This window comes from Geodermatophilus sp. DSM 45219 (assembly GCF_900104025.1).
GTDB lineage: Bacteria > Actinomycetota > Actinomycetes > Mycobacteriales > Geodermatophilaceae > Geodermatophilus.
In genome coordinates this window covers 143335-168930 of the sequence record NZ_FNIQ01000007.1, presented here as the reverse complement: position 1 = coordinate 168930, position 25596 = coordinate 143335, and the positions used below count along the sequence as shown (strand labels likewise).

Annotated in this window: 23 protein-coding genes; 17 read left to right on the top strand and 6 right to left on the bottom strand. The window is 74.9% G+C overall.

The window, feature by feature from the left end:
* The first annotated feature begins 117 nt into the window (after positions 1-117).
* From yajC to BLR12_RS21045, 6 genes are all read left to right on the top strand, one after another.
* Positions 118-459 (top strand): preprotein translocase subunit YajC, encoded by a 342-nt coding sequence (gene yajC / locus BLR12_RS21070; protein ID WP_091382209.1) that lies wholly within the window; start codon positions 118-120, stop codon positions 457-459.
* 14 nt (positions 460-473) lie between these two features.
* Positions 474-2150, top strand: coding sequence for a protein translocase subunit SecD (secD, locus tag BLR12_RS21065; protein ID WP_091382207.1), 1677 nt, complete (start codon positions 474-476; stop codon positions 2148-2150).
* Positions 2147-3559 carry a protein translocase subunit SecF gene (gene secF / locus BLR12_RS21060; protein WP_255363680.1) on the top strand — a complete coding sequence of 471 codons (1413 nt, stop codon included), beginning with the start codon at positions 2147-2149 and terminating at the stop codon, positions 3557-3559. The genes secD and secF overlap by 4 nt, the downstream gene beginning before the upstream one ends.
* Positions 3556-4140, top strand: coding sequence for an adenine phosphoribosyltransferase (locus tag BLR12_RS21055; protein ID WP_091382206.1), 585 nt, complete (start codon positions 3556-3558; stop codon positions 4138-4140). The genes secF and BLR12_RS21055 overlap by 4 nt, the downstream gene beginning before the upstream one ends.
* Before the next feature lie 91 nt (positions 4141-4231).
* On the top strand, positions 4232-6703 hold the full coding sequence (locus BLR12_RS21050) for a RelA/SpoT family protein (RefSeq protein WP_091382204.1): 2472 nt from the start codon (positions 4232-4234) through the stop codon (positions 6701-6703).
* A gap of 19 nt (positions 6704-6722) precedes the next feature.
* Entirely contained in the window at positions 6723-7715 is a 993-nt protein-coding gene (locus BLR12_RS21045) for an acyl-CoA dehydrogenase family protein (RefSeq protein ID WP_091382203.1), read from the top strand.
* Between the two features lie 27 nt (positions 7716-7742).
* Here the strand turns inward: BLR12_RS21045 and BLR12_RS21040 are convergent, their stop codons facing one another.
* From BLR12_RS21040 to BLR12_RS21030, 3 genes are read right to left on the bottom strand one after another with little or no spacing between them, the layout of a single operon-like run.
* Complete coding sequence (locus BLR12_RS21040; protein WP_091382201.1) at positions 7743-8396, bottom strand: class I SAM-dependent methyltransferase; 654 nt, start codon at positions 8394-8396, stop codon at positions 7743-7745.
* Complete coding sequence (locus tag BLR12_RS21035) at positions 8393-9106, bottom strand: peptidylprolyl isomerase (protein WP_091382200.1); 714 nt, start codon at positions 9104-9106, stop codon at positions 8393-8395. Before BLR12_RS21035 ends, BLR12_RS21040 begins: the two co-directional genes overlap by 4 nt.
* Positions 9103-9918 (bottom strand): peptidylprolyl isomerase, encoded by an 816-nt coding sequence (locus BLR12_RS21030; protein WP_091382198.1) that lies wholly within the window; start codon positions 9916-9918, stop codon positions 9103-9105. The genes BLR12_RS21035 and BLR12_RS21030 overlap by 4 nt, the downstream gene beginning before the upstream one ends.
* 156 nt (positions 9919-10074) lie before the next feature.
* Here BLR12_RS21030 and BLR12_RS21025 point away from each other — a divergent pair, with 156 nt between their 5' ends.
* From BLR12_RS21025 to aspS, 4 genes are all read left to right on the top strand, one after another.
* Complete coding sequence (locus BLR12_RS21025) at positions 10075-10758, top strand: MBL fold metallo-hydrolase (protein WP_091382197.1); 684 nt, start codon at positions 10075-10077, stop codon at positions 10756-10758.
* Entirely contained in the window at positions 10755-12032 is a 1278-nt protein-coding gene (gene hisS, locus BLR12_RS21020; protein ID WP_091382195.1) for a histidine--tRNA ligase, read from the top strand. Before BLR12_RS21025 ends, hisS begins: the two co-directional genes overlap by 4 nt.
* 64 nt (positions 12033-12096) lie before the next feature.
* The gene (locus tag BLR12_RS21015; RefSeq protein WP_255363679.1) at positions 12097-13083 is read left to right on the top strand and encodes an aldo/keto reductase; all 987 of its coding nucleotides are present in this window, start codon (positions 12097-12099) and stop codon (positions 13081-13083) included.
* Positions 13084-13107: 24 nt separating this feature from the next.
* Positions 13108-14883, top strand: coding sequence for an aspartate--tRNA ligase (gene aspS / locus BLR12_RS21010; protein WP_091382194.1), 1776 nt, complete (start codon positions 13108-13110; stop codon positions 14881-14883).
* Positions 14884-14902: 19 nt separating this feature from the next.
* Here aspS and BLR12_RS21005 read toward each other — a convergent pair whose 3' ends face one another.
* The 3 genes from BLR12_RS21005 to BLR12_RS20995 form a co-directional block, all read right to left on the bottom strand.
* Positions 14903-15472, bottom strand: coding sequence for an ASCH domain-containing protein (locus tag BLR12_RS21005; protein ID WP_091382192.1), 570 nt, complete (start codon positions 15470-15472; stop codon positions 14903-14905).
* Between the two features lie 90 nt (positions 15473-15562).
* Positions 15563-16426, bottom strand: coding sequence for a DUF559 domain-containing protein (locus BLR12_RS21000; RefSeq protein ID WP_091382191.1), 864 nt, complete (start codon positions 16424-16426; stop codon positions 15563-15565).
* 166 nt (positions 16427-16592) lie between these two features.
* Complete coding sequence (locus tag BLR12_RS20995; protein WP_091382190.1) at positions 16593-17450, bottom strand: aldo/keto reductase; 858 nt, start codon at positions 17448-17450, stop codon at positions 16593-16595.
* Positions 17451-17556: 106 nt separating this feature from the next.
* On the opposite strand from BLR12_RS20995, the gene BLR12_RS20990 reads away from it, so the two are divergent.
* The 7 genes from BLR12_RS20990 to BLR12_RS20960 all read left to right on the top strand — a co-directional run bounded on the left by BLR12_RS20990 (position 17557) and on the right by BLR12_RS20960 (position 25594).
* A complete protein-coding gene (locus BLR12_RS20990) occupies positions 17557-18885 on the top strand; it encodes a replication-associated recombination protein A (RefSeq protein WP_091382188.1) in 1329 nt (442 codons plus the stop codon).
* Positions 18886-19015: 130 nt separating this feature from the next.
* Entirely contained in the window at positions 19016-19441 is a 426-nt protein-coding gene (locus BLR12_RS20985; RefSeq protein ID WP_091382186.1) for a DUF948 domain-containing protein, read from the top strand.
* Entirely contained in the window at positions 19441-19722 is a 282-nt protein-coding gene (locus BLR12_RS20980) for a hypothetical protein (RefSeq protein ID WP_091382185.1), read from the top strand. The genes BLR12_RS20985 and BLR12_RS20980 overlap by 1 nt, the downstream gene beginning before the upstream one ends.
* 53 nt (positions 19723-19775) lie before the next feature.
* Positions 19776-22466 carry an alanine--tRNA ligase gene (gene alaS / locus BLR12_RS20975; RefSeq protein WP_091382183.1) on the top strand — a complete coding sequence of 897 codons (2691 nt, stop codon included), beginning with the start codon at positions 19776-19778 and terminating at the stop codon, positions 22464-22466.
* A 5-nt stretch (positions 22467-22471) separates the two neighbouring features.
* Positions 22472-23128, top strand: a complete 657-nt coding sequence (gene ruvX, locus BLR12_RS20970) for a Holliday junction resolvase RuvX (protein WP_218120777.1) — start codon at positions 22472-22474, stop codon at positions 23126-23128.
* A gap of 73 nt (positions 23129-23201) precedes the next feature.
* Complete coding sequence (gene mltG / locus BLR12_RS20965) at positions 23202-24794, top strand: endolytic transglycosylase MltG (RefSeq protein WP_091382182.1); 1593 nt, start codon at positions 23202-23204, stop codon at positions 24792-24794.
* On the top strand, positions 24791-25594 hold the full coding sequence (locus tag BLR12_RS20960) for a shikimate dehydrogenase (RefSeq protein ID WP_091382318.1): 804 nt from the start codon (positions 24791-24793) through the stop codon (positions 25592-25594). Before mltG ends, BLR12_RS20960 begins: the two co-directional genes overlap by 4 nt.
* The last annotated feature ends 2 nt before the right edge of the window (positions 25595-25596 follow it).

Here is a 25596-nt window from a genome sequence, read left to right as displayed (position 1 = left end):
GCGCGTCCCCACTCGGACGCCCGGGGAGCCCCGCGCCACAGCCGACGCACCCGAGCGGTCCCGTCCCGGGCCGCACCCACCGCGGCCCGCACGGCGCGGTAGAGAGGCACATCTGTCGTGGAGTTGTTCCCGCTCATCGTCCTGGTCCTGGCCTTCGTGCTGCTGATCGTGGTCCCGGCGCGGCAGCGCAAGAAGATCCAGGAGCGGCAGCGGGTGCTGCAGGAGTCGCTGACCCCCGGCACCCCGGTCATGACGACCGCGGGCCTGCACGGCACGGTCGCCGCGCTCGGCGAGGGCACCGTCGACCTGGAGGTCGCCCCCGGCGTGGTCGTCACCTTCGCCCGCCAGGCGGTCCTCGAGGTGCGCAAGCCGGCCGTCGCCGACCCCGCCGACGGCCCGGTCCTCGGTGACGACGCGAACGGCACCGCGGACGGCGGTCCGGCCGACCGCACCCGCTGATCCGGAGCCGTCCCGTGGCCCAACGCCCGCTCCGCGCGCGCTCGTACTTCGGCGCGTTCCTCCTCGTCGTCGCCGTCCTGTACGGCCTCGTCTTCTTCACCGGCGACACCCGCACGCCGCAGCTCGGTCTCGACCTGCGCGGCGGGACGACGGTCACCCTCACCGCCGCCACCCCCGACGGCCAGGCGCCCGACCCCGCCGAGCTCGAGCTCGCCCGTCAGATCATCGAGCAGCGGGTGAACGGCCTCGGCGTCGCCGAGGCCGAGGTGGTCACCGAGGGCGACGACAACATCGTCATCTCCGTCCCGGGCGACGACGGCGAGCAGGCCCGCGAGCTCGGCGCGACGGCGCAGCTGCGCTTCCGGCCGGTCGTCCAGGGACCCGAGCCGGCCGCCCCGGCGGCCGAGGAGGCGCCGGCCGCCGAGACCCCCGCGGCCGAGACCCCCGCCGCCGAGGCCCCCGCCGCAGGTGGGACGGCGGCGCCGTCCGACCCGGCCGCGGAGCCGGCCGCGCCCAGCGAGCCGGCCGCAGCGAGCGACGGCGCCGCCGCGGACCCCGCGATCCCCGACCCCGACGCCCCGCCGGTGACCCAGGAGGAGGCCGCGGCCGAGTACGCCGCGCTGACCTGCGACCCCGAGGACACCGCGCCCGAGGTGGACCGGCCGGACAGCTTCGTCGCCGCGTGCAGCGAGGACGGGACGGCCAAGTACCTGCTCGGCCCGGCGATCATCGAGGGCACCCAGGTCACCGACGCCAGCGCGGGCACCCAGCAGGCCACCGGCGAGTGGGTGGTGCTGCTCGACTTCAACAACGAGGCCGAGGCGGTCTGGGCCGGGTACACCGCGGCCAACGTGGGCTCCAACGTCGCCTTCACCCTCGACGGCCGGGTCATCTCCGCGCCGACCATCCAGGGCGCGATCACCAGCAACCCGACGACGATCACCGGTCAGTTCGACCAGGAGGGCGCCGAGGAGCTGGCCAACCAGCTGCGCTACGGCGCGCTGCCGCTGACCTTCACCCAGGCCACCGCCCAGTCGATCTCCACCGAACTCGGCGCCGAGCAGCTGCGGGCCGGCCTGATCGCCGGCGCCATCGGCATCGCCCTGGTGTTCGTCTACGCGCTGCTCTACTACCGGCTGCTGGGCCTGGTGATGATCGCCAGCCTCGTGCTGTCGGCCGTCGTCGTCTACGGCGTGCTGGTCGTGCTGGGCCGCCAGATCGGCTTCACCCTCAGCCTGGCCGGCATCGCCGGGTTCATCGTGTCGCTCGGCATCACGGCGGACTCGTTCGTCGTCTACTTCGAGCGGCTCAAGGACGAGGTCCGCGAGGGCCGCACGCTGCGCTCGGCGGTGCCCCGCGCGTGGGTCCGCGCCCGGCGCACCATCCTCTCGGCGGACGCGGTCAGCTTCCTGGCCGCCGCGATCCTCTACGTGCTCGCCATCGGGGACGTGAAGGGCTTCGCCTTCACCCTGGGCATGTCGACGGTGCTCGACCTGGTCGTCGTCTTCCTCTTCACCCACCCGCTGATGGCGGTGCTGGCCCGCTTCCGGACCTTCGGCAGCAGCCGCTTCTCGGGGTTGGGCGGCAGCCTCGACCGCCCCCGCGCGGCCGCCGGCCGCCGTCCCGCTGCCGCGCGCGAGCTCGTCACCGCCGGCACCGGCCGCACCGCCCAGGACAGGAGCGACGCATGACCGGCCCCATGGACCGGCGGGACGCCGACGAGCTGCCCGTGGGCACCGACGCCGACGAGGCGGCGGCTGCCGGATCGGCCGCCGACGACGCCGCCGCGGCCGCCGACGACGTCGCGCTGGCCGACGCCGGCCTGCCCCGCGAGGGCGAGACCGGTCCCCGGCGGCCGCCGCACCGGGGGTCGCTGGCCCACCGGCTCTACAACGGCGAGGCGGGGCTGGACGTCGTCGGCCGCAGCCGGCTGATCTACCGGGTCACCGCCGTGGTGCTGCTTCTCTGCATCGCCGCGATGGTGTTCCGGGGCTTCAACTTCGGCATCGACTTCGCCGGCGGCAACAGCCTGCGGCTGCCGGGCGGCACCGAACAGCTCGAGCAGGTGCAGGAGGCCGCGGAGGACGCCGGCGCCGAGGTCGCCTCCGCGCAGGTGGTCGGCGGCAACACGCTGCTGCTGCGCACCGGCGAGCTGGACAACGACACCGAGCGCGCGGTCGTCGACGCGGTCGCGGCCGCGGCCGGCGTCGAGCCCGCACAGGTCAGCCCCGAGTCGGTCAGCCCCGAGTGGGGCCAGGACATCACCCGCCAGGCGCTGGTCGCCCTCGCGGTCTTCCTGGTGGCGGTCGTGGCGTTCCTCGCGGTGCGCTTCCAGCCCAAGATGGCGATCGGCGCGATCGCGGCGCTGCTGCACGACATCGTCGTCACCGCCGGGGTCTACGCGCTCATCGGCTTCGAGGTCAGTCCCTCGACCGTGATCGGCTTCCTCACCATCCTGGGCTTCTCGCTCTACGACACCGTCGTCGTGTTCGACAAGGTCGACGAGAACGTCCGCGACCTGGACAAGTCGGCCCGCATGACCTGGGGCGAGGCGGCCAACCTCGCGGTCAACCAGACGCTGATGCGCTCGATCAACACCTCGGTGATCGCCCTGCTCCCGGTGGCCGGCCTGCTCTTCGTGGGCGCCGGGCTGCTGGGCGTCGGCACGCTCAAGGACCTCGCCCTGGTGCTGTTCGTCGGCCTGGCCGCCGGCGCCTACTCCTCGATCTTCCTGGCGACGCCGATCGTGGCCGACCTCAAGGAGCGCGAGCCGGAGGTGCAGGCGCTGCGCCGCCGGGTGCAGGCCCGCCGCTCGTCGCAGGCGCGCCAGGGTTCGGACCGGGCGCCCGTCGCCGGCCCGGTGGCCAGCGCCCGCCGCTCCGCCGGCGCGGCACGGTCCGGTGCCGGGGTGGCGCTGGCCGAGCGCGAGGCCGACCTCGGACCGGTGCAGGCCGACGTCGTCGTCGAGTCGCCCGAGTCGGTGCGCCCCGACGCCGGGGGGACGCCGCCGCCGTCCCGCAGCGGGGCGACCGCCGCGCCGCGAGCGGGAGCCCGCCCGCAGCAGCCGGGCCGCCGCGCCGGCGGCCGGAAGCGCCGGTGACCGCCACGGGCAGCACCCCGCTCGACGGGCTGATCGCCTCGCTGGCCGTCGACATCCCGGACTTCCCGGAGCCGGGGGTGGTCTTCCGCGACCTGACGCCGGTGTTCGCCGACGGGCCGGCCTTCCGCCGGGTGGTCGAGGGGCTGGCCGCGCCGGCCATGGTGGACCCCCGGGCCGCCGCGCTGGCCGCGCCGGGCAGCAGCGGCCCCGGGTTCGACGTGGTGGTCGGCGTGGAGGCCCGCGGCTTCCTGCTGGCCGCCGCGGTCGCGCTGGAGGTGGGGGTCGGCGTCGTCCCGGTGCGCAAGGCCGGCAAGCTGCCCCGCGAGCGGCTCTCGGCGGACTACGCGCTGGAGTACGGCACCGCGACCCTCGAGGTGCACACCGACTCCATCACGCCCGGGCAGCGGGTGCTGGTCGTCGACGACGTGCTGGCCACCGGGGGCACGCTGGCCGCCAGCGTGTCGCTGGTCGAGGCGCTGGGCGGGGTGGTCGTCGCCGTGTCGGTGGTCATCGAGCTGGCCGGCCTCGGCGGCCGGCAGCGGCTGGCCCCGCACACCGTGCACGCGCTGTGGACCACCTGAGCGGGAGACGACCCCGCGCCACGCGTCGCGAACAGGGCGTTCCCGTCTAGCATGGGGAGGGTCACCGACCCACCTCTGGGCAGGAGTCACCATGGGCCCCGACGCCGCCACCAACGTGGCTGCCACGCGGCCCGACGCGCCGGCTCTGCCGGCAGGGGACGCTGCGCCGGCTCTGCCCGCAGGGCCCGGCACCCCCGACGGGGCCGAGCGTCCGCCGCTGCCGAGCCGGCCGCTGGTCCGCCGTCCCGACGACGTGGGGGCCGAGCCCCCGAACGAGCAGGACCCGCAGGGCGTGCCCCGGCGGCGGGTGCGCGACCGGCTGGCCCGGCGCATCGTCGCCGGTCAGCGCAGCACCGTGGTGCGCCCGGTCCTGGAGCCGCTGGCCGTGCTGCACCGGCAGAGCCACCCCAAGGCCGACCTGGCGCTGCTGCAGCGCGCGTACGACGTCGCGGAGGCGGCGCACGCCACGCAGAAGCGCAAGAGCGGCGACCCGTACATCACCCACCCGCTGGCGGTCGCCACCGTGCTGGCCGGGCTGGGCATGGACACCACGACGCTCGTCGCGGCGCTGCTGCACGACACGGTGGAGGACACCGGGCAGACGCTGGAGTCCATCACCGAGGCGTTCGGCCCCGAGGTGGCGCACCTGGTGGACGGCGTCACCAAGATCGACCGGGTCAAACTCGGCGACGCCGCCCAGGCCGAGACGATCCGCAAGATGATCGTCGCGATGGCCCGCGACCCCCGGGTGCTGGTCATCAAGCTGGCCGACCGGCTGCACAACATGCGCACGCTGCGCTTCCTCCCGCCGGAGAAGCAGGAGAAGAAGGCGCGCGAGACGCTGGAGATCCTCGCCCCGCTGGCCCACCGGCTGGGCATGAACACCATCAAGTGGGAGCTGGAGGACCTGGCGTTCGCCACGCTGTACCCCAAGCGCTACGACGAGATCGTGCGCCTGGTGGCCGAGCGGGCGCCGTCGCGGGACACCTACCTGGCCGAGGTCACCGCCGCGGTCACCGAGCAGCTCAAGGCCGCCGGGATCGAGGCCGTCGTCACCGGCCGGCCCAAGCACTACTACTCGATCTACCAGAAGATGATCGTCCGCGGCCGCGACTTCACCGACATCTGGGACCTGGTCGGGATCCGCATCCTGGTCGACTCGGTGCGCGACTGCTACGCGGCGCTGGGCATCATGCACGCGCACTGGCAGCCGGTGCCGGGCCGCTTCAAGGACTTCGTCGCGATGCCGAAGTTCAACATGTACCAGTCGCTGCACACCACGGTGATCGGCCCGCAGGGCAAGCCGGTCGAGCTGCAGATCCGCACGCACGACATGCACCGCACCGCCGAGTACGGCATCGCCGCGCACTGGAAGTACAAGGAGAAGGCCAAGTCCGGCGGGCGGCCCGCCGGCGAGGGCCGCGGGGCCAAGACCGGTTCGCCCGACGACATGCTGTGGCTGCGCCAGCTGCTGGACTGGCAGCGCGAGGCGCAGGAGCCCGGCGAGTTCCTGGAGACGCTGCGCTACGACCTCGGTCCGCAGGAGGTCTTCGTCTTCACGCCCAAGGGCGACGTCGTGAGCCTGCCGGGCAACGCCACGCCGGTCGACTTCGCCTACGCGGTGCACACCGAGGTCGGCCACCGCTGCATCGGCGCCCGCGTCAACGGCACGCTGGTCTCCCTGGACAGCAAGCTGGGCAACGGCGACGTCGTCGAGATCTTCACCTCCAAGTCGCCGACCGCCGGCCCGTCGCAGGACTGGCTGGCGTTCGTCGGGTCCTCCCGCGCCCGGACCAAGATCCGCCAGTGGTTCACCAAGGAGCGCCGCGAGGACGCCGTCGAGGCCGGCAAGGAGGCGCTGACCCGGGCGATGCGCAAGGCCGGCCTGCCGCTGCAGCGGCTGCTCGGCGGCGACGCGCTCGGCACCCTGGCCAAGGACCTGCGCTACGCCGACGTCACGGCGCTCTACGCCGCGGTGGGGGAGAGCCAGATCTCCGCCTCGTCGATCGTCGAGAAGCTGATCGCGGCCCTGGGCGGGACCGAGGGCGCGGTCGAGGACATCGCCGAGACGACCATCCCGATGCGGCGCCCGGCGCACCGGCGCTCCTCCGGCGGCGACCCGGGCATCGTCGTCCACGGCATGACCGACGTCTGGGCCAAGCTCGCCAAGTGCTGCACGCCGGTGCCCGGTGACTCCGTCCTCGGGTTCGTGACCCGCGGCGGTGGGGTCAGCGTGCACCGCACCGACTGCACCAACGCCGCCGACCTCGAGCGCAAGCCGGAGCGGCTGGTCGAGGTCGAGTGGGCGTCGCAGCCGGGATCGGTGTTCCTGGTGGCCATCCAGGTCGAGGCGCTCGACCGGCACCGGCTGCTGTCCGACGTCACCAAGGCGCTGGCCGACGAGCGGGTGAACATCCTGTCGGCGTCGGTGCAGACCAGCCGCGACCGGGTGGCGATCAGCCGGTTCACCTTCGAGCTGGCCGACCCGGCGCACCTGGGCGCGGTGCTGCAGACGGTGCGCAACGTGGAGGGCGTCTTCGACGTCGAGCGCGTCACCGCGTGAGCCCGGCGGGGCTGCCGGGGTGACCGACGTCGTCGCCCGCGCCCGTCAGCTGGCCACCGAGCTGCTCGCGCCGGCGGCTGCAGCGGTGGAGGCCGCAGGCGCGGTGCCCCGCTCGCACCTGGACCGGCTCGCCGCCGACGGCCTCCACGGGCTGACCGGACCGGCGGACGCCGGGGGCCTGGCCGCGGACCCCGCCACCGTCACCGCGGTGGTCGAGGAGCTCGCCGCGGGCGACCTGGCGACCGCGTTCGTGTGGCTGCAACACCTCGGCGCCGTCGCCCGGTTGGCGGCGGCCGGCCCACCCCGGCTCCGTGCTTCGTTCCTCGGCGACCTCTGCCGCGGTCGGCTGCGCGCCGGCGTGGCGCTGCAGGCCGCGCTGCGTCCCGGTCCGCCCGCGCTGCGGGTGCACCCCGACGGCGGTGACCTGGTGCTCGACGGCGTCGTCCCGTGGGTCACCGGGTGGGGGCTGGCCGACCTGCTCCTGGTCGCCGCGCGGGACGGGGACGACGTCGTGTTCCTGCTGGCCGACACCGGCGACGTCCCGACGCTGACCGCCGCCCCGCAGCCGATGACGGCCGTGGCCGCCAGCCTCACCGTCGAGCTCAGGGTGAGAGACCACCGCGTGGCCGCCGAGCGCGTCGTCCAGCGGGTGCCGCACGCGGAGCTGCTGGCCGGGGACGCCGCCGGGCTGCGGCTGAACGGCTCGCTGGCCCTCGGGGTCGCCCTGCGCTGCACCCGGCTGCTCGGTCCGTCGCCGCTCGACGCCGAGCTGGCCGCCGTCCGCGCCGGGCTGGACACCGCCGGGCCGGTCGGCCTGCCCGCCGCCCGGGCCGCTGCTGCCGCGCTGGCGCACCGTGCGTCCGGAGCGCTCGTGGCGGCCACGGGCAGCGCCGCCGTCCGGACCGGCTCGGTCGCGGAGCGGACCGCGCGCGAGGCGGTGTTCCTGCTCGTGTTCGGCTCGCGTCCGGCGATCAGGGCGGCGCTGCTGGACCGGCTGGGCGCGGCGGGTTGACTCCCCGGTGCCTTCCGCGCGCGGGAGTCACCCCAGCCGGGTGGCGGTGACCGCGTACAGCGGGTCGCCGACGCCCGGGGGCGTCCGCAGCTCGACCCGCGGCTCGCCGAAGGCCCCCGCCCGGCGGACCAGCTCGGCGACGACCACGCCGTGCTGCTCGTCGTCGGTGGCCAGCCAGCCGCGGACGGCCTTGGTGGGGAAGCAGCGGTTCGAGTACGTGACCGCCAACGTCCCGCCCGGCCGCAGCACCCGGCCGGCGTCGGCGAGCACCTCGATCGGCCGGGTCAGGTAGTCGATCGACACGCAGCACACCACGGCGTCGACGTCGGCGTCGGGGAGCGGGATCCGCGGGTCGGCGTTCAGGTCGTGCACCAGCCGCTCGGTGGCCGCCGGGTTGGCCGCCAGCTCGTCGGCGTTCATGCCGAGCACGACCAGCTCGGCCGGCGGGGTGGCGAAGTGCGACACCCACGACGACATCAGGTCCAGCACCCGCCGCGGCCCGGGCGCGGACCCGTCGATGCCGAGCGCCGCGTACAGCCGGCCCACCGCGGCGATGGCGGCGTCGTCGATGTGGGTGACCAGCCGGGGCGGCGCGTAGAACACCGCGTCGGGCAGGTCGTCGGCCCGCTCGAAGAACCCGGGCGGGAAGCCGGCGTACCGGTCGCCGTCCGGCGAGGTCACCCGGCGACCGTCATCGACTCGATGACCACCTCGACGTTCGGGGCGCCGCCCCCGGGGCTGGGGTCCAGCGAGCCGTCGTTGCCGTTGGCCGCCACGACGTCGAGGACCGCCAGCCCGGGCTCGTCGATCGTGCCGACGACGGTGTAGTCCGGCGGCAGCCGGCTGTCGCCGAAGACGAGGAAGAACTGGCTGCCGTCGAAGCCCTGCCCGCTGTTGGCCATCGCGACCGTGCCGCGCGGGTAGGTCTCCTCACCGGTCACCTCGGTGGGGGAGGTGTAGGTGGGGCCGCCCGCGCCGGTGCCGGTCGGGTCGCCGCACTGCAGCACCTGCAGCCCCTCGCTGTCGACCTGGCGGTGGCAGGGGGTGTCGTCGAAGAAGCCCAGCTCGGCCAGGTGCACCAGGCTGGCCGCCGCGCAGGGCGTGGCCGACCGGTCGAGGGACAGCGTGAGCTCGCCGAGGTTGGTCACCATCGCCAGCTCGGCGGTGCCGGCGGCGGGGACGACGTCGTCGGGCGGGGCCACCTCGGTGAGGTAGGGGTTGGCCGAGGCGCCCTCGCCCCACTCGCAGGTGGTCTCCCCGGACGCGGCCGTCCCGCCGTCCCCGGAGCCGGAGCCGCCGCCGTCCGGCCCGGCGCCTGCGGCGGAGTCCCCGCCGCAGGCGGACAGGGCCAGCAGGAGGCCGGTCAGGCCGGCCGCGGCGCGCAGCCTCACGCGGCGACCGCGAGGGACTCGATCCGGACCTCCTGGGTGGGCGCCCCGTCGTTCGGGCCGTTGCTGGCGTCGTTGCCGTTGGCCGCGATCGTGTCCAGGGTGGCCAGGCCGGCCTCGTCGATGGTGCCGAGCACCGTGTAGGACGGCGGCAGCTGGCTGTCGCCGTAGACGAGGAAGAACTGGCTGCCGTCGAAGCCCTGCCCGCTGTTCGCCATCGCCACGGTGCCCCGCGGATAGGTCTCGTCGCCGGCGACCTGGGTGGGGAACTCGTAGGCCGGACCGCCGGCGCCGCTGCCGCTGGGGTCGCCGCACTGCAGCACCTTCAGGCCCTCGGAGTCGGTCTGGCGGTGGCAGACCGTGTCGTCGTAGTAGCCCTGGCCGGCCAGGTACACCATGCTCGCCACCGCGCACGGGGCGTCGGCGTTGTCCAGCGTCAGCCCGATGGGGCCGACGTTGGTCGCGATGTCCACCTCGGTGGTGCCGGTGGGGGTCACCTCGACCGGAGGGGTGCCGGTGTCGGCCTGCAGGTCCGGGTTGGCCGCGGTGTCGGCCGGCGTCCAGTCGCAGGTGCCGTCGGCGCCGTCGACCGCGGCCGGCGTGGGACTGGCCGGGGCGGGCTGCGCCGCGGCGTCGGTGTCGTCGCCCCCGATGCCGGTGATCAGCAGGACGGCGCCGACGACGAGCACCACCGCGGCGGCGGTGACGCCGATCAGGAGGTTGCGACGGCGCTTGCGCGCCAGCTCGGCGCGGCGTTCCAGCTGGCGCTGCAGGCGCCGCTGGGCGGCCTCCCGCCGCTGCTTGTTGCTCGGCACGGGTCGGTACTCCTCGGGACGGACGGCTGCGGGGGGACGTCCGTGTGTGCGCCCGCACCCCGCTGGTCGAAGCGCCGAGTCTAGGTCGTCCGCCTGACCGTTCCCTGGGAACGGAGACGTCCGGAGCGGCGCGGGGCCCCCGCGTAACCTGCACGGGTGCTCATCCGCTCGTTCCCCGCCGGCGCGTTCGGCACCAACTGCTACGCCGTCGCCCCGGGGCCCGGGCAGGAGTGCGTGGTGGTCGACCCCGGCATGGACGCCGTCGAGCCGCTGGCCCGGATGCTGGCCGAGGACGGGCTGAAGCCGGTCGCCGTCGTGCTCACCCACGGCCACCTCGACCACACCTTCTCGGTGCTGCCGGTCTGCGACGGCTACGACATCCCCGCGTACCTGCACCCGGCCGACAACGGGATGCTGTCCGACCCGGCGACGTGGCACGGCCCGCAGCTGGCCCCGCTGGTCACCGGCGTGCGGCTGCCCGACCCCACCGACGTGAAGCCCCTGGACGACGGCGCGGTGCTCTCGCTCGCCGGCGTCGAGCTGACCGTCCGCCACGCCCCCGGGCACACCCAGGGGTCGGTGGTGTTCTCCCTGGACCTGGGCGAGGCCCCGGGGCTGCTGGCCGGCGACGTGCTGTTCGCCGGCTCGGTGGGCCGGGTCGACCTGCCCGGCGGGTCGTGGGAGGCGATGCTGCGGTCGCTGCGCGACGTCGTCCTGCCGCTGGACGACGAGACGGTGGTGCTGCCCGGGCACGGCGCGGCGACGACGATCGGCCGGGAGCGGGCGACCAACCCCTACCTGGCCGAGGCCGCGGGCGCTCCGAGGGGCCGGGGGCTGTGAGCGGCCTGACCGCGCCGAAGGGCACGTTCGACACGCTGCCGCCGGAGTCCGAGCGCTTCCTCGCCGTCCGCGAGACGCTGACCGCGCCGCTGCGGCGGGCGGGCTACGGCTACGTCGAGACGCCGGTGTTCGAGGAGACCGCCGTCTTCTCCCGCGGGGTGGGGGAGTCCACCGACGTCGTGACGAAGGAGATGTACACCTTCGACGACCGCGGCGGCCGCTCGCTGACCCTGCGCCCGGAGCTCACCGCCGGGCTGGTGCGGGCGTTCATCGAGCACCGGCTGCACACCGGCGCGCTGCCGGTGAAGCTGTGGACGGTCGGCTCGGCGTTCCGCTACGAGCGTCCGCAGGCCGGGCGCTACCGGCACTTCACCCAGGTCGACATGGAGGCCCTCGGCGTCGACGACCCGGCGCTGGACGCCGAGGTGGTGGCACTGGGCGTGCAGGGCTTCCGCGACCTCGGGCTCACCGACTTCGAGCTGCTGCTGACCTCGCTCGGCGACGCCACCTGCCGGCCGCAGTACCGCGAGCTGCTGGTGGCGTACCTGGAGAAGCTGGACCTCGACGAGGACACCCGGCGGCGCGCGGCGATCAACCCGCTGCGCGTCCTCGACGACAAGCGGCCCGAGGTGCAGGCGCAGCTGGACGACGCCCCGCTGATGGTCGACCACCTCTCGGACTCCACGAGGGCGCACTACGACGCCGTCCGCCAGCACCTGACCGACCTGGGCGTTCCCTGGACCGAGGCGCCGCGGCTGGTGCGCGGGCTGGACTACTACACGAAGACGACGTTCGAGTTCGTGCACCACGGGCTGGGCGCGCAGTCGGCGATCGGCGGCGGTGGGCGCTACGACGGGCTGTCCGCGGCGCTCGGCGGGCCGGACGTCTCGGGCATCGGCTACGCCGTCGGCGTGGACCGGACGCTGCTGGCGGTGCAGGCCGAGGGCCTCGACGTCGGCACCGTGACCGGCGTGCAGGCCTTCGTCGTGCCGCTGGGCGAGGAGGCCAGGCGGCTGGCGGTCCGCCTGGTCGGGCAGCTCCGCTCGGCCGGCGTCTCGGCGGACACCGTCTACGGCGGGCGCGGGCTCAAGGGCGCGATGAAGGCCGCCGACCGGTCGGGCGCCTCGCACGTCGTCGTCGTCGGCGAGCGGGACCTGGCCGAGGGCGTCGGCCAGCTCAAGGACATGCGCACCGGCGAGCAGCACCCCGTCCCGGTGGGCGAGCTGTTCGAGCGCGTGCGTGCGAGCGTGAACGTGAGAGCGACGCACGAGTGAGCATCGCAGCGAGCGCCAGCGAGCGAGGAGCGGAGCGAGTGCGGAGCCGAACCGGAGGTAGGGGATGAGCATGCAGCAGCGGCCGCTCGGCCGGACGGGGGCCGACGTCAGCGTCGTCGGCCTGGGCACCTGGCAGCTCGGCGCGGACTGGGGGGACGTCGACGACCACGCCGCCGCCGACGTCCTCGACGCCGCGCTGGACGCCGGGATCACCCTGCTCGACACCGCCGACGTCTACGGCGACGGCCGCTCCGAGGAGCGCATCCGCCGGGCGCTCGTGGCCCGCTCGGACCGGCCGTTCGTGGCGACCAAGGCCGGCCGCCGGGCCGACCCGTTCGAGGCCGCCCAGTACACGCCGGAGAACCTGCGCGCCTGGGTCGACCGGTCTCGCCGCAACCTCGGCGTGGAGACGCTCGACCTGGTCCAGCTGCACTGCCCGCCGCCGGCGACCTACGAGGACGACCGCGTCTACGACACCCTCGACACCCTCGTCGCCGAGGGTGCGATCGCCGCGTACGGGGTGTCGGTGGAGACCGTGGCCGAGGGGTTGCGCGCCCTCCAGCGGCCGGGCGTGCAGTCGCTGCAGGTCATCCTGAACGTCTTCCGGCGCAAGCCGCTGGAGGAGTTGCTGCCCGCGGCGGTGAAGGCCGACGTCGGCATCCTCGCCCGGGTGCCGCTGGCCAGCGGGCTGCTGACCGGCAAGTACGACGAGACGACGACGTTCGCCCCGGACGACCACCGGAACTTCAACCGCAACGGCGAGGCCTTCGACGTCGGCGAGACCTTCTCCGGGGTGCCGTTCGAGGTCGGCCTGGCCGCCGCGCGCGAGGTCGCCGAGATCGCCGGCGACGCCCCGACCGCCGCCTTCGCGCTGCGCTGGGTGATCGACCAGCCCGGCGTGACCACGGTGATCCCCGGCGCCCGGACCGTCGAGCAGGTCCTGGGCAACGTCGCCGCCGCCGAGCTGCCCCCGCTCACCGACGCCCAGCTCGCAGACCTCGAGCGCGTCTACGACGAGCGCATCCGCGCGCACGTCCACGACCGCTGGTGACCCCCTCCCTGGAAAGGCCCTGAAGTGCTCCGCACCCACGACGCCGGCACGCTGCGCGCGTCCGACGCCGGTTCCACCGTCACCCTCGCCGGCTGGGTCGCCCGCCGCCGCGACCACGGCGGGGTGGTCTTCGTCGACCTGCGCGACGCCTCGGGCTACGTCCAGGTCGTCGTCCGCGAGGAGGAGGCGCACGCCCTCCGCAACGAGTTCTGCGTCCTGGTCACCGGTGAGGTGCGCCGGCGTCCCGAGGGCAACGAGAACCCCGAGCTGCCGACCGGCGACATCGAGGTGGCCGCGGCCGAGCTGCGCGTCCTGTCGGCGTCGGCGCCGCTGCCGTTCCCGATCGAGACCGACCAGCCCGCCTCGGACGACGTCCGCTACCGGTACCGCTACCTCGACCTGCGCCGGCAGGGGCCGGCCCGGGTCCTGCGGCTGCGCTCGGAGGTCAACCGGGTCGCCCGCGGGGTCATGGCGCAGCACGGCTTCGTCGAGGTCGAGACGCCGGACCTCACCCGCTCCACGCCGGAGGGCGCCCGCGACTTCGTCGTCCCGGTGCGGCTGCAGCCGGGCAAGTGGTACGCCCTGCCGCAGTCCCCGCAGCTGTTCAAGCAGCTGCTGATGATCGGCGGGCTGGAGCGCTACTACCAGATCGCGCGCTGCTTCCGGGACGAGGACTTCCGCGCCGACCGGCAGCCGGAGTTCACCCAGCTGGACTTCGAGATGAGCTTCGTCGAGCGGGACGACGTGCTCGCCGTCGTCGAGGACGTCGTCCGGGCGCTGTGGCGGGAGCTGGCCTCCTACGAGGTGCCGGAGATCCCGCGGATGAGCTACCGCGAGGCGATGGACCGCTTCGGCTCGGACAAGCCGGACCTGCGCTTCGGCATCGAGCTGACCGAGCTGACGTCGTACTTCGCCGAGACGCCGTTCCGGGTGTTCCAGGCGCCCTACGTCGGCGCGATCGTGATGCCCGGCGGCGGGTCGCAGCCGCGGCGGGCCTTCGACGCCTGGCAGGACTGGGCGAGGTCCCGCGGGCACCGGGGCCTGGCGTACGTGACGATCGCCGAGGACGGCACGCTGGGCGGGCCGGTCGCCAAGAACATCTCCGAGCAGGAGCGGTCCGGGCTGGTCGCGGCCGTCGGGGCGCAGCCGGGTGACTGCGTGTTCTTCGCCGCGGGCGCGCGCCGCCCGGCGCAGGAGCTGCTCGGCGCGGCGCGCAACGAGATCGCCCGCCGGCTGGACCTGATCGAGCCGGGCTCGTGGTCGTTCCTCTTCGTCGTCGACTTCCCGATGTTCGAGGAGACCGAGAGCGGCGACTGGACCTTCATGCACCACCCGTTCACCTCGCCCACGCCGGAGTGGCGGGACCGGTTCGCCGAGGACAAGGGCGGCGCGCTGTCCGACGCCTACGACCTGGTGTGCAACGGCAACGAGCTGGCCAGCGGGTCGGTCCGCATCGCCGACCCCGACCTGCAGGAGCGGGTGTTCGAGACCCTCGGGATGTCCCGCGAGGAGGCCCGCGAGCGGTTCGGGTTCTTCCTCGAGGCCTTCGCCTACGGCCCGCCTCCGCACGCCGGCGCCGCGATCGGCTGGGACCGCACCTGCGCCCTGCTCGCCGGGGTGGACTCCATCCGCGAGGTCATCGCCTTCCCCAAGACCGGCGCCGGGTTCGACCCGCTGACCGGTGCGCCGACGCCGATCACCGAGGCGCAGCGCAAGGAGGCCGGCATCGACGCGGAGCCGGAGGAGCCGGCGCTGCCCGGGGAGCCCGGTGCCCCGGGGCCGACCGACCCGACCGGCTGAAGCCGGCCCTCCTTCGTGATCATCGGTGGGTGGCTGCCCGACCCGGCGTGTCGGGCAACCACCTGCCGGTGATCACGAGGCCGTCTCGGTCGGCGACGTCGGGCGGCCACACGACGCGGAAGCGCTCGAACACCACCTCGAGGTCGTCGTCCCACGCGAACCCGCGAGCAGCCAGGGAGCGCCGGAAGTAGCGCCCGTGGCCGGCGAGCCAGCTGTCGCGGGTGCGGTCGTCCTCGCCCTCGTCCCAGGCGAAGGCGTCGTCCACGCTGTCGAGCCGTCCCAGCCGCAGCTCGGTCGTGCGCAGGACCGCCCGCGGGGTGCCGGCGCCGTCGCAGACCACCCAGTGGCCGCCGACACGGGGCAGCGGCTCGGCCTCCAGCGCGTGGTCGAGGGCGAGCCCGGCCGTGGCCCGCTTGGTACCGGCGAGCACCAGGGCCAGCAGCTCGTCGGCCAGCGCGGCGGAGTCGCCGAACCGGCCCACCCACGGCTCCTCCTCGGGCGGCACGGGTCCCGGGCGGGTGGCGGTGCAGGCCGACCAGAGCGCCAGCGCGTCGTCCCGACGGACCGGCGGCAGTGCGGACGTCGTCATGCGCCCATCCTCCCGGCGCCGGTCCAGGCCGCCGTGATCATCGCCGGGTGGCTGCCTGCTCCTGCGTGTCAAGCGACCAGCTGCCGATGATCACGGTCGCCAGCCGCGGCTGACCAGCGCTCGGCGCGTGCGATCCACGACGAGGGCGGGGTTCTCGGCATGCCGGGCTGCGAAGCGGAGGACCAGCCAGCCGTCCGCAGCCACGAGCGAGTACCGGTCGACGTCCCTGCCGAATTGCTCGGGCTCCGCGTGCTGCCGACCCTCGTACTCCAGCAGGACCTTCCACTCCTCGTATCCGAGGTCGGCGTGTGCGACGACGCGGCCCCACCGGTCGCAGACGGGCAGCTGGGGCTGCGGGTCGGGCAGATCGCTGGTGACCAACCAGTACCGCACCAGGCTCTCCGGTCGGGACATCGACCGCGGGTCCAGCAACGGCGCGCACTCGCGGGCTCGAACCACACCACGGACCCGGGCCGCGCGCTCCAGGCGACGGGCCAACGCCTCGGGCGGCAGGTGACCGCCGCGCATCAGTGCGTCGCCGACCGCGAGCAGTTCGTGCGCCGGCAGCTGTCCGGCGAGGTCGAGCCAGGTCTGCGGTCCGGACGTCGTGCGCAGCCCACGATGGAGGACGACGTCCTGCTCGGTCAGCCCACGCGCGTGCACGACGAACTCGGCGCGCTGGGGGAGCACCCGGCGCGGGGTCATCGCGACGTGGGCGCGGGCCGGCAGGTCCACGTGCGCACCGAGCAGCGCGGCAGCGGTGGCGTGGCTGTAGGCGGCGTCCGCAGGCAGTAGACCGGCGAGCAGAGCCAGGCGCTCCCGGGAGTCGATCGCGTCGTCCAGTCGCACGACGAAGTCGTGGGCGAGCCGGACGAACCGCGGTCCGCGCAGTCGGCCCCTGGTCAGTCCGGCGGCGCGGGCGGAGGCGGCGGTGAACGTCGGGGGTGGAGACACCGGGCGAGGCTGCTACCGACGCGCCGGACTCAGCCGTTCCGGCGGGTGACTGTGGAGTACCGCAGCCGCTGTGGACAGCCGTCAACCGGCCGTGATCATCGTCAGGTGGCTGTCCGACACGCCGGGACTGGCGGCCACTCGCCGATGATCACGGGGATCTCAGGCGTCAGGAGGACAGGCGGGCGAGCTGGTCGGGGGTCAGCTGCAGGTCGGCCGCGGCCGCGGAGTCCTCGATGGACGACGGCCGGGACGCACCCGGGATGGGGACGACGACCTCGGACTGCGCCAGGTGCCAGGCCAGCGTCACCCGGTAGACCGACACCCCGAGCTCCTCGGCGACCTCGGCGAACGCCGGCGCGGACGACGACAGGGACCCGGCCGCCGACACCCCGCCGAACGGGCTCCACGGGATGAACGCCAGCCCGTGCGCCTCGCAGTGCGCCAGCTCGTCGGCGGAGAACCGCCAGCCGGGGGAGAACTGGTTCTGCACGCTCACCAGCGCCGGCCCGACGATCGAGCGGGCGACGTCGATCTGCGCGACGTCGGCGTTGGAGATGCCGACCATGCGCACCAGCCCGTCGTCGGCCAGCTGCCGCAGCGCGCCCATCGACTCCTCCCACGGCGTCTCCGGGTCGGGCCGGTGGAACTGGTAGAGACCGATCGCGTCGACACCCAGCCGGCGCAGCGAGTCCTCGCACGCCGTGCGGAGGTAGGCAGGGGAGCCGTCCAGCTCCCAGTCGCTCCCGCGCCGGGTGTGCCCGCCCTTGGTCGCCACCAGCACGGAGCCGGCCGAGCCCCCGTAGGAGGACAGCGCCGCGGCGACCAGCTCCTCGTTGTGGCCGAACTCCGCCTCGTCGCGGGCGTAGGCGTCGGCGGTGTCGATGAGGGTCACGCCGGCGTCCAGGGCCGCGTGCACCACCGCCTGCGCGTCCTCCGGTGAGGGCCGGTCGTCCTTGGTCGACAGGGGCATCGCCCCGAGCCCGACGGCACTGACGGTCTGGTCTCCGATGCGTCGCTGCTGCACGGACCCTGTCGTGCCCCGCGGGTAGCGTCGGCAACCTCTGAGCGGACAGGGGCGCGAGCATCGCAGCGAGGAGCCGAGCGCCCCGCGGGAGCGAGGTGAGGGCACGGTGTCGCTGTTCGACGAGCCGGCGCAGGAGGCCACGGGCGTCGACCCGGGGGCGCCGCTCGCCGTCCGGATGCGGCCGCGGTCGCTCGACGAGGTCGTCGGCCAGTCGCACCTGCTCGGCCCGCGCGCGCCGCTGCGCCGACTGGTCGAGGCCGACGAGCCGATGTCGCTGGTGCTCTACGGCCCGCCGGGCACCGGCAAGACCACCCTCGCCCACGTCATCTCGCTGGCCACCAAGCGCCAGTTCGTGCAGCTGTCGGCCCTGGACGCCGGGGTCAAGGAGGTCCGCGCGGTCATCGCGAGCGCCAAGCGCGAGCTGACCTTCGCCGGCCGGCGCACGGTGCTGTTCATCGACGAGGTGCACCGCTTCTCCAAGACCCAGCAGGACAGCCTGCTGTCCGCGGTCGAGGACCGGATCGTCAGCCTCATCGCCGCCACCACCGAGAACCCGTTCTTCTCCGTGGTCAGCCCGCTGCTGTCCCGCAGCCTGGTGCTCGCGTTGCAGCCACTGGACGACGGCGACGTCCGCACGCTGCTGCACCGGGCGCTCACCAGCGACCGGGGGCTGGACGGCGGGGTGACGCTGAGCCCGGAGGCCGAGGAGCACCTGGTCCGGATCGCCGGCGGGGACGGCCGCAAGGCGCTCACCGCGCTGGAGTCGGGGGCGGGTGCGGCCCGGGCGGCCGGGGCCGAGGTGCTCGACCTCGCGACGCTGGAGACGGCGGTCGCCCAGGCCGCGGTGCGCTACGACCGGCAGGGCGACCAGCACTACGACGTCGCCAGCGCGCTGATCAAGTCGATCCGCGGCAGCGACGTCGACGCCGCCGTGCACTACCTCGCCCGCATGGTCGAGGCAGGGGAGGACCCGCGCTTCATCGCCCGCCGGCTGGTCATCTCCGCCAGCGAGGACATCGGCATGGCCGACCCGACGGCGCTGCAGACCGCGGTCGCCGCCGCCGAGGCCGTCGCCTTCATCGGCATGCCCGAGGGCCACTTCCCGCTGGCGCAGGCCGTCGTCCACCTGGCCACCGCGCCGAAGTCCAACGCGGTCACCGTCGCGATGGGCGAGTCGGTCGCCGACGTGCGGGCGGGGCTGGCCGGGCCGGTGCCGGCGGGGTTGCGCGATGCGCACTACGCGGGAGCGAAGAAGCTCGGCCACGGCGGCAGCTACGTCTACCCGCACGCCCACCCCGACGGCGTCGTGCCCCAGCAGTACCCGCCCGACGCCCTGGTGGGCAAGGACTACTACCGGCCGACCAACCGCGGCGCCGAGGCGACGATCGCCGCCCGGCTGCCCAAGCTGCGGGCGATCCTCCGCCGCGGCCGCTGAGCCCGGCGGGGCACGGACGGCCGTCGGGGCCCCCGACTACTGTGACCACGCCGGGCCGACGCCCGCCGGCGGCGACCGGCGGGGCGGACCCGGACGCCGCAGATCGACGTCGAACAACCAGGAGGACCGGGTGTCCGCAGGAGAGTGGGCCGGACTGATCGCAGCGCTGGCGCTGGTGCTGCTGGTGGTGCTGCTCGCCGTCCCGATCCTCAAGCTGGGTCGCACGCTGGACGAGGCGACGCTGACGATCCGCCAGACCCGGGAGCAGAGCGGGCCGATCCTGAGCCAGGCGTCGACGACGGTCGCCCACGTCAACAGCAACCTGGAGCGGGTCGACGACATCACCGGCAACGCCGCCAACGTCTCGAGCAACGTCGCCGCCCTCACCAGCGTCGTCGCCGCCACCATCGGCAGCCCGCTGATCAAGGTGGCCGCGTTCAGCTACGGCGTGCGCAGCGCCGCCCGCAAGAAGCGGGAGGGCCAGGCCCTCGCCGACGCCGCCGCCCGTGACAAGGCCGAGCGCCGCGCGCGCCGCTCCGCCCGGCGGGCCGCCTGATGCGCCGGCTGTTCTGGTTGGCGATGGGCGTCACCATCGGCGTCCTCGTCGTCCGCAAGCTCTCCGCCGCGGCGGAGAAGATCACCCCCGCCGGCATCGGCGGCTCGATCGCCGAGGGCCTGCGCGACCTGGCCGACGCCATCGGTGACTTCGGGGCCGACGTGCGCGCCGCGATGGCCGAGCGCGAGGACGAGCTGCGGGCCGGTACCGGCCTGGACGCCCCGCTGCCCGAGGTCGACCAGGCGCAGCTGCCCGGCCGGCACAGCGCCACCGGCCGCTGAGCCCCGCGGGACGCCGCCGCACCCCCGACCGAGCCCCCCGACCCGAGTAGGACATGCAGACCGCCGAGATCCGCCGCCGCTTCCTGGAGCACTTCGCCACGCGCGGGCACACCGTGGTCCCCAGCGCCTCGCTGGTCTCCCCGGACCCGTCGCTGCTGTTCACCGTGGCCGGCATGGTGCCGTTCATCCCGTACCTCACCGGCCGGGAGCCGGCGCCCTACCCGCGGGCCACCAGCGTGCAGAAGTGCGTGCGCACCCTCGACATCGAGGAGGTGGGCAAGACCACCCGCCACGGCACGTTCTTCCAGATGAACGGCAACTTCTCCTTCGGCGACTACTTCAAGGAGGGGGCGATCCAGCACGCCTGGGAGCTGGTCACCGGGCCGGTGGCCGACGGCGGGCTGGGCTTCGACCCCGACCGCATCTGGGTGACCGTCTACCTCGACGACGACGAGGCCGCCGAGGCCTGGCACCGGATCGCGGGCCTGCCGGTCGAGCGGATCCAGCGGCTGGGCAAGAAGGACAACTACTGGCACACCGGCGCCGACGGTCCCGGTGGCCCGTGCTCGGAGATCTACTACGACCGGGGCCCGCAGTTCGGCCCCGACGGCGGCCCGCTGGTCGACACCGCCGGCGACCGGTTCCTGGAGATCTGGAACCTCGTGTTCATGCAGTACGAGCTCACCGACGTCCGGAGCAAGGAGGAGTTCCGGATCGTCGGCGAGCTGCCGAACAAGAACATCGACACCGGCATGGGCCTGGAGCGGGTGGCCTACCTGCTGCAGGGCGTCGACAACCTGTACGAGATCGACGAGGTCGTCCCGGTGCTGCGCCGGGCCGCCGAGCTGGCCGGGGTCACCTACGGCGCGGAGCACCAGGACGACGTCCGGCTGCGGGTCGTGGCCGACCACGTGCGCAGCGGGCTGATGCTCATCGGCGACGGCGTCACCCCGGGCAACGAGGGCCGGGGCTACATCCTGCGCCGGCTGCTGCGCCGCGCCGTCCGCTCGATCAAGCTGCTCGGCGTCGACGAGGCCACCCTGCCCGAGCTGCTGCCGGTGTCGAGGGACGCGATGAAGGCCAGCTACCCGGAGCTGGAGACCGACTTCGCCCGCATCTCCGCCGTCGCGTACGCCGAGGAGGAGGCCTTCCGGCGCACGCTGACCTCCGGGACGGCGCTGTTCGACACCGCCGTGCGCGCGGCCAAGGCCGCCGGGACGCCGTCCCTCTCCGGTGAGCAGGCGTTCTCGCTGCACGACACCTACGGCTTCCCGATCGACGTCACCCTCGAGATGGCCGCCGAGCAGGGCGTGCGCGTCGACGAGGAGGGCTTCCGCGCGCTCATGCAGCAGCAGCGCGACCGGGCCCGCGCCGACGCCCGGGCCAAGCGCACCGGCTCGGTCGACGTCCTGGCCTACCGCCGGCTGCTCACCGAGCACGGACCCACCGACTGGCGGGCCTACGACACGCTGCGCACCGACGCGCGCGTGCTCGGCCTGGTCACCGAGCTGGCCGACGACGACGGCCCGAGCGCCCCTGCCGGCCCCGGGGAGATGACCCGGGTGGTGCTGGACCGCACGCCGTTCTACGCCGAGTCCGGCGGCCAGGTCGCCGACGCGGGCGTGCTCACCTGGGACGGCGGCCGGGCCGAGGTGCTCGACGTGCAGCGCCCGGTCAAGGGCCTGGTCGCCCACCAGGTGCGGGTGCTGGAGGGTGAGCTGCGCGAGGGCACCGAGCTCACCGCCGAGGTGGACCGCGAGTGGCGGCTGTCGGCCTGCCAGGCGCACTCGGGGACCCACGTGGTGCACGCCGCGCTGCGCCAGGTGCTCGGCCCGCAGGCGCTGCAGTCGGGCTCCTACAACCGGCCCGGTTACCTGCGGCTGGACTTCGCCTGGCAGGGCGCGCTGTCGGCGCAGCAGCGGCACGACATCGAGGACGTCGCCAACGCCGCCGTCCGCGCCGACCACCGGGTCAGCGCCCGGTACATGACGCTGCCCGAGGCGCAGGCATTCGGCGCCCTGGCGCTGTTCGGCGAGACCTACGGCGAGCAGGTCCGCGTCGTGGAGATCGGCGGCCCGTGGTCGCGCGAGCTCTGCGGTGGCACGCACGTGCAGGGCAGCGCGCAGATCGGCACGCTGGCGCTCACCGGCGAGTCGTCGGTCGGCTCGGGCTCGCGCCGGGTCGAGGCCGTCGTCGGTCTGGAGGGCTTCCGCTACCTCGCCCGCGAGCGCGACCTGGTCCGCCAGCTCGGCGAGCTGCTCAAGACGCCGAGCGACGACGTGCTCGAGCGGGTCAGCGCGATGCTGGCCCGGCTCCGCGACGTCGACAAGGAGCTGGCCGAGCTGCGCGCCCAGCAGACCCTGGCCGTGGCCGGGGAGCTGGCCGCCGGCGCCCGCGACGTCGGCGGGGTGGCCGTGGTCACCGGCGCGCCGAGCGGGCTGGGCGGTGGCGACCTGCGCACACTGGCCCTCGACGTGCGCGGGCGGCTGCCCGCCGACCGGCCGGCCGTGGTCTTGCTCGCGTCCGGGTCGGGGGGCAAGGTGGTTCTCGTGGCGGCCCTCAACCCGGCCGCGCAGGAGCGGGGGCTGTCCGCCAGCGACGTGCTGCGCGCGGCGGCCGCCCCGGTCGGCGGACGTGGCGGTGGCAAGCCCGACGTGGCCCAGGGGGGCGGTACCGACCCCGCGGGCATCCCAGCGGCCCTGCAGGCCGGCGAACAGGCGGTCGCTACCGCCGCACGGAGGTGAGCGGAGTGTCCGACCAGCACCCCGACCAGACCGGCCCGGCGGGCGAGCGCCCGATGCAGGGACGGCCCGCCGTCCCGCCGTCGCGGCCGCGCCAGACCCCCCAGCAGCCGGTGCACCACCGCACCGAGCAGATCGACCTGCGCGCCGGCTTCCCGCCGGTGCGGCACGAGACCGCCCAGATCGACCTCTCCGGCGGGCTGCCCGGCGGCCTGCCGATCCCGCCGCGCCCGCGCCGGCAGGGCCGCCGGCTGGGCATCGACGTGGGCTCGGTCCGCGTCGGGGTGGCGATCTCCGACCCGACGGGCACGCTGGCCAGCCCGCTGGAGACGGTCCAGCGGGCCCGGGACGAGGCCGACCTCGACCGCATCGCCGCGCTCGTGACGGAACACGAGGTGACAGAGGTGATCGTGGGGGAGCCGAGGCACCTCTCGGGTGCGTCGGGCGCGTCGGCGAAGGAGGCGCGTGCCTACTCTCGGGCACTCGCCGGGCGCATCGGCTCGGTGCCCGTGCACCTCGTCGACGAAAGGCTCTCCACCGTGTCCGCAGCCAGTTCCCTCCGGGCGAACGGTCTCGACAGCCGTCAACAGCGGTCGGTGATCGACCAGGCCGCGGCGGTGGTCATCCTCCAGGCCTATCTGGACGCGCAGCGGGAGCGCTCGTGAACGAGCTCGCGAGTCCACGCAGGGACACGGCACCGCCGGTTCCGCGGCCGGCGAGCGTCGGCGAGGAGGAAGCGTGACCGACCCGACCCCGCCGAGGCGGCGGGGTCGGCACGCCTCGCCGGAGCTGCCGAGCGGCGTGCCCACGTCCGCGTGGCTGGCCTCCATGCCCAGCCGGGCGACGACCCCGCAGGCCGCCGACGACCACGGCCGGCACCCGGGCGCCGTCCCGCGCGGGCGCCGCGCCGCCGACGACCGCAGCACCGGCCCGCTGGGCGCCCCGGTCGCGGACGCCGGCACACCGCGCGCCCCGCACCCCTCCGAGCCGCTGCCCGACCTGCCGCCGCTGCCGGCCGGCGCCTGGTCCCGGCTGAGCAGCCGCCCCGACGGGGCCGCCGACGACGCCACGGTCGGTCTGGGCGCCGTCCCCGCCGTACCCGGCGCGGAGCGGGCCGACGACCACGACCTGCACGGCTGGGACGACGACGCCACCGGTGGCCTCGAGGTCATCGGCGCCGCCGGCTCCGACGACGCCCACCGTGGGCGCCGCGGCCGCCGCGCCGAGCGCTCCGGCGGCTCCGGTGGCGGCTCCGACGACCCGCCCGGTGGCCACGGCGGCGACCGCCCGCGGCGCCGGCGCGGTCCGCTGTCGGTCGTCCTCTCCCTGCTCGTGCTGGCCGCCCTCGTGGCCGGCATCTTCTTCGGCGGCCGCGAGCTGATCGCGCTGGTCAACCCCGCCAGCGAGGACTACGCCGGGCAGGGCGCCGGCACCGTGGAGGTGCGCGTCGCCTCCGGTGACACGCTCAGCGACATCGCCCGCACCCTCGTCGCCGAGGACGTCATCGCCTCGGCCGGCCCGTTCGTCGACGCCGCGGAGGACGAGCCGGCGGCGACCGGCATCCAGCCCGGCGTCTACGCGCTGCGCTCGCAGATGAGCGGCGCGGCGGCCCTGGCCCTGCTGCTGGACCCCGAGGCGCGGCAGGTCACCCGGGTCACCGTGCGGGAGGGGCTCACCGTGGCCGCCACCCTGCAACTGGTATCCACGGAGGCCGGGATCCCGCTGGCCGAGCTGGAGGCGGCCGCAGCCGACCCCGCGGCGATCGGGCTGCCGCCCTACGCCAACGGGATGCTCGAGGGGTTCCTGTTCCCGGCGACCTACGACGTCGAGCCCGGTGACACCGCCAGTGGCGTGCTCAGCGGTATGGTGGTGCGGACGGTGCAGGCGCTCGACGCGCTGCAGGTCCCCGAGGCCGACCGGCTCACCGTGCTCACCAAGGCGAGCATCGTGCAGGCCGAGGCCGCCTCGCCCGGGGACATGGCCATGGTGGCCCGCGTGCTGGAGAACCGGCTGGCCGACGGCATGCCGCTGCAGCTGGACACCACGGTCAACTACGCCAACGGCAAGTCCGGGATCACCACCACGCCCGAGGACCGCGCCAACCCCTCCCTGTACAACACCTACGTGCACACGGGGCTGCCGCCCGGCGCCATCTCCAACCCGGGCGAGCAGGCCATCCGGGCGGTGCTCGCCCCCACCGAGGGCGACTGGCGGTTCTTCGTCGTCGTCGACCCCGACACCGGCGAGACCCGCTTCGCGCGGACCGCGGAGGAGCACCAGCAGAACGTGCTGCTGTTCCAGCAGTGGCTGCGCGAGCAGCCGGGCGGGTGAGGGCAGCCGTCCTCGGCCGCCCGGTGGGGCACTCGCTGTCCCCGCTGCTGCACCGCGCCGCCTACGCGGCGCTCGGCCTCACCGACTGGACCTACGACGCCCTCGACATCGGCGCGGAGGACCTGCCGGTGCTGCTGGCCGGGCTGGGCGGGGAGTGGCGCGGCTTCTCGGTGACCATGCCGTGCAAGCAGGCCGCCGCGGACGTCGCCGACGAGGTCGAGCCGCTGCCCCGTCTGCTGCACGCGGCCAACACCCTCGTGCGCACGGCCGCGGGCTGGCGGGCGGAGAACACCGACGTGCTCGGCGTCGGCACCGCGCTGCAGCAGGCCGGCGTCGAGCAGGTGGACCGCGCCGCGATCGTCGGCGCCGGGGGGACGGCGGCGGCCGCGGCCGTCGCGCTGGCCTCGCTCGGCGCCCGGCACGTCGACGTCGTCGTCCGCGAGCCGGCCCGCGCCGGGGACCTGCTGCGGGTGCTCGACACGCTCGGCGTCCCCACCTCGGTGGTGTCGCTGACCGAGGCCGTCGTCGACGCCGACGTCGTGGTGAGCACCGTGCCGGTCGGCGGCCAGCCGGCCGTCGCGGCGCTGCCCTGGCGGGCGGGGCAGACCGTGCTCGACGTGCTCTACGCGCCGTGGCCGACACCGCTGGCCACCCGCGTCACCGAAGTCGGCGGCACGGTCGTCGGTGGCCTCGAGGTGCTCTTCTGGCAGGCGACCGCCCAGGTGGAGCTGATGACGGGGCAGCCCGCGCCCCTGGTCGCCATGCGCGGCGCGCTCGACGCCGCCGTCGGCACCCGCTGAGC

What these genes read in the sequence shown, in the direction of transcription:
- BLR12_RS21050 (WP_091382204.1), top strand. Translation starts at nt 4,232, where the DNA reads ATGGGCCCCGACGCCGCCACCAACGTGGCTGCCACGCGGCCCGACGCG.
- BLR12_RS21005 (WP_091382192.1), bottom strand. Translation starts at nt 15,472, where the DNA reads ATGACGACGTCCGCACTGCCGCCGGTCCGTCGGGACGACGCGCTGGCG.
- BLR12_RS20980 (WP_091382185.1), top strand. Translation starts at nt 19,441, where the DNA reads ATGCGCCGGCTGTTCTGGTTGGCGATGGGCGTCACCATCGGCGTCCTC.
- secF (WP_255363680.1), top strand. Translation starts at nt 2,147, where the DNA reads ATGACCGGCCCCATGGACCGGCGGGACGCCGACGAGCTGCCCGTGGGC.
- BLR12_RS21015 (WP_255363679.1), top strand. Translation starts at nt 12,097, where the DNA reads ATGAGCATGCAGCAGCGGCCGCTCGGCCGGACGGGGGCCGACGTCAGC.
- alaS (WP_091382183.1), top strand. Translation starts at nt 19,776, where the DNA reads ATGCAGACCGCCGAGATCCGCCGCCGCTTCCTGGAGCACTTCGCCACG.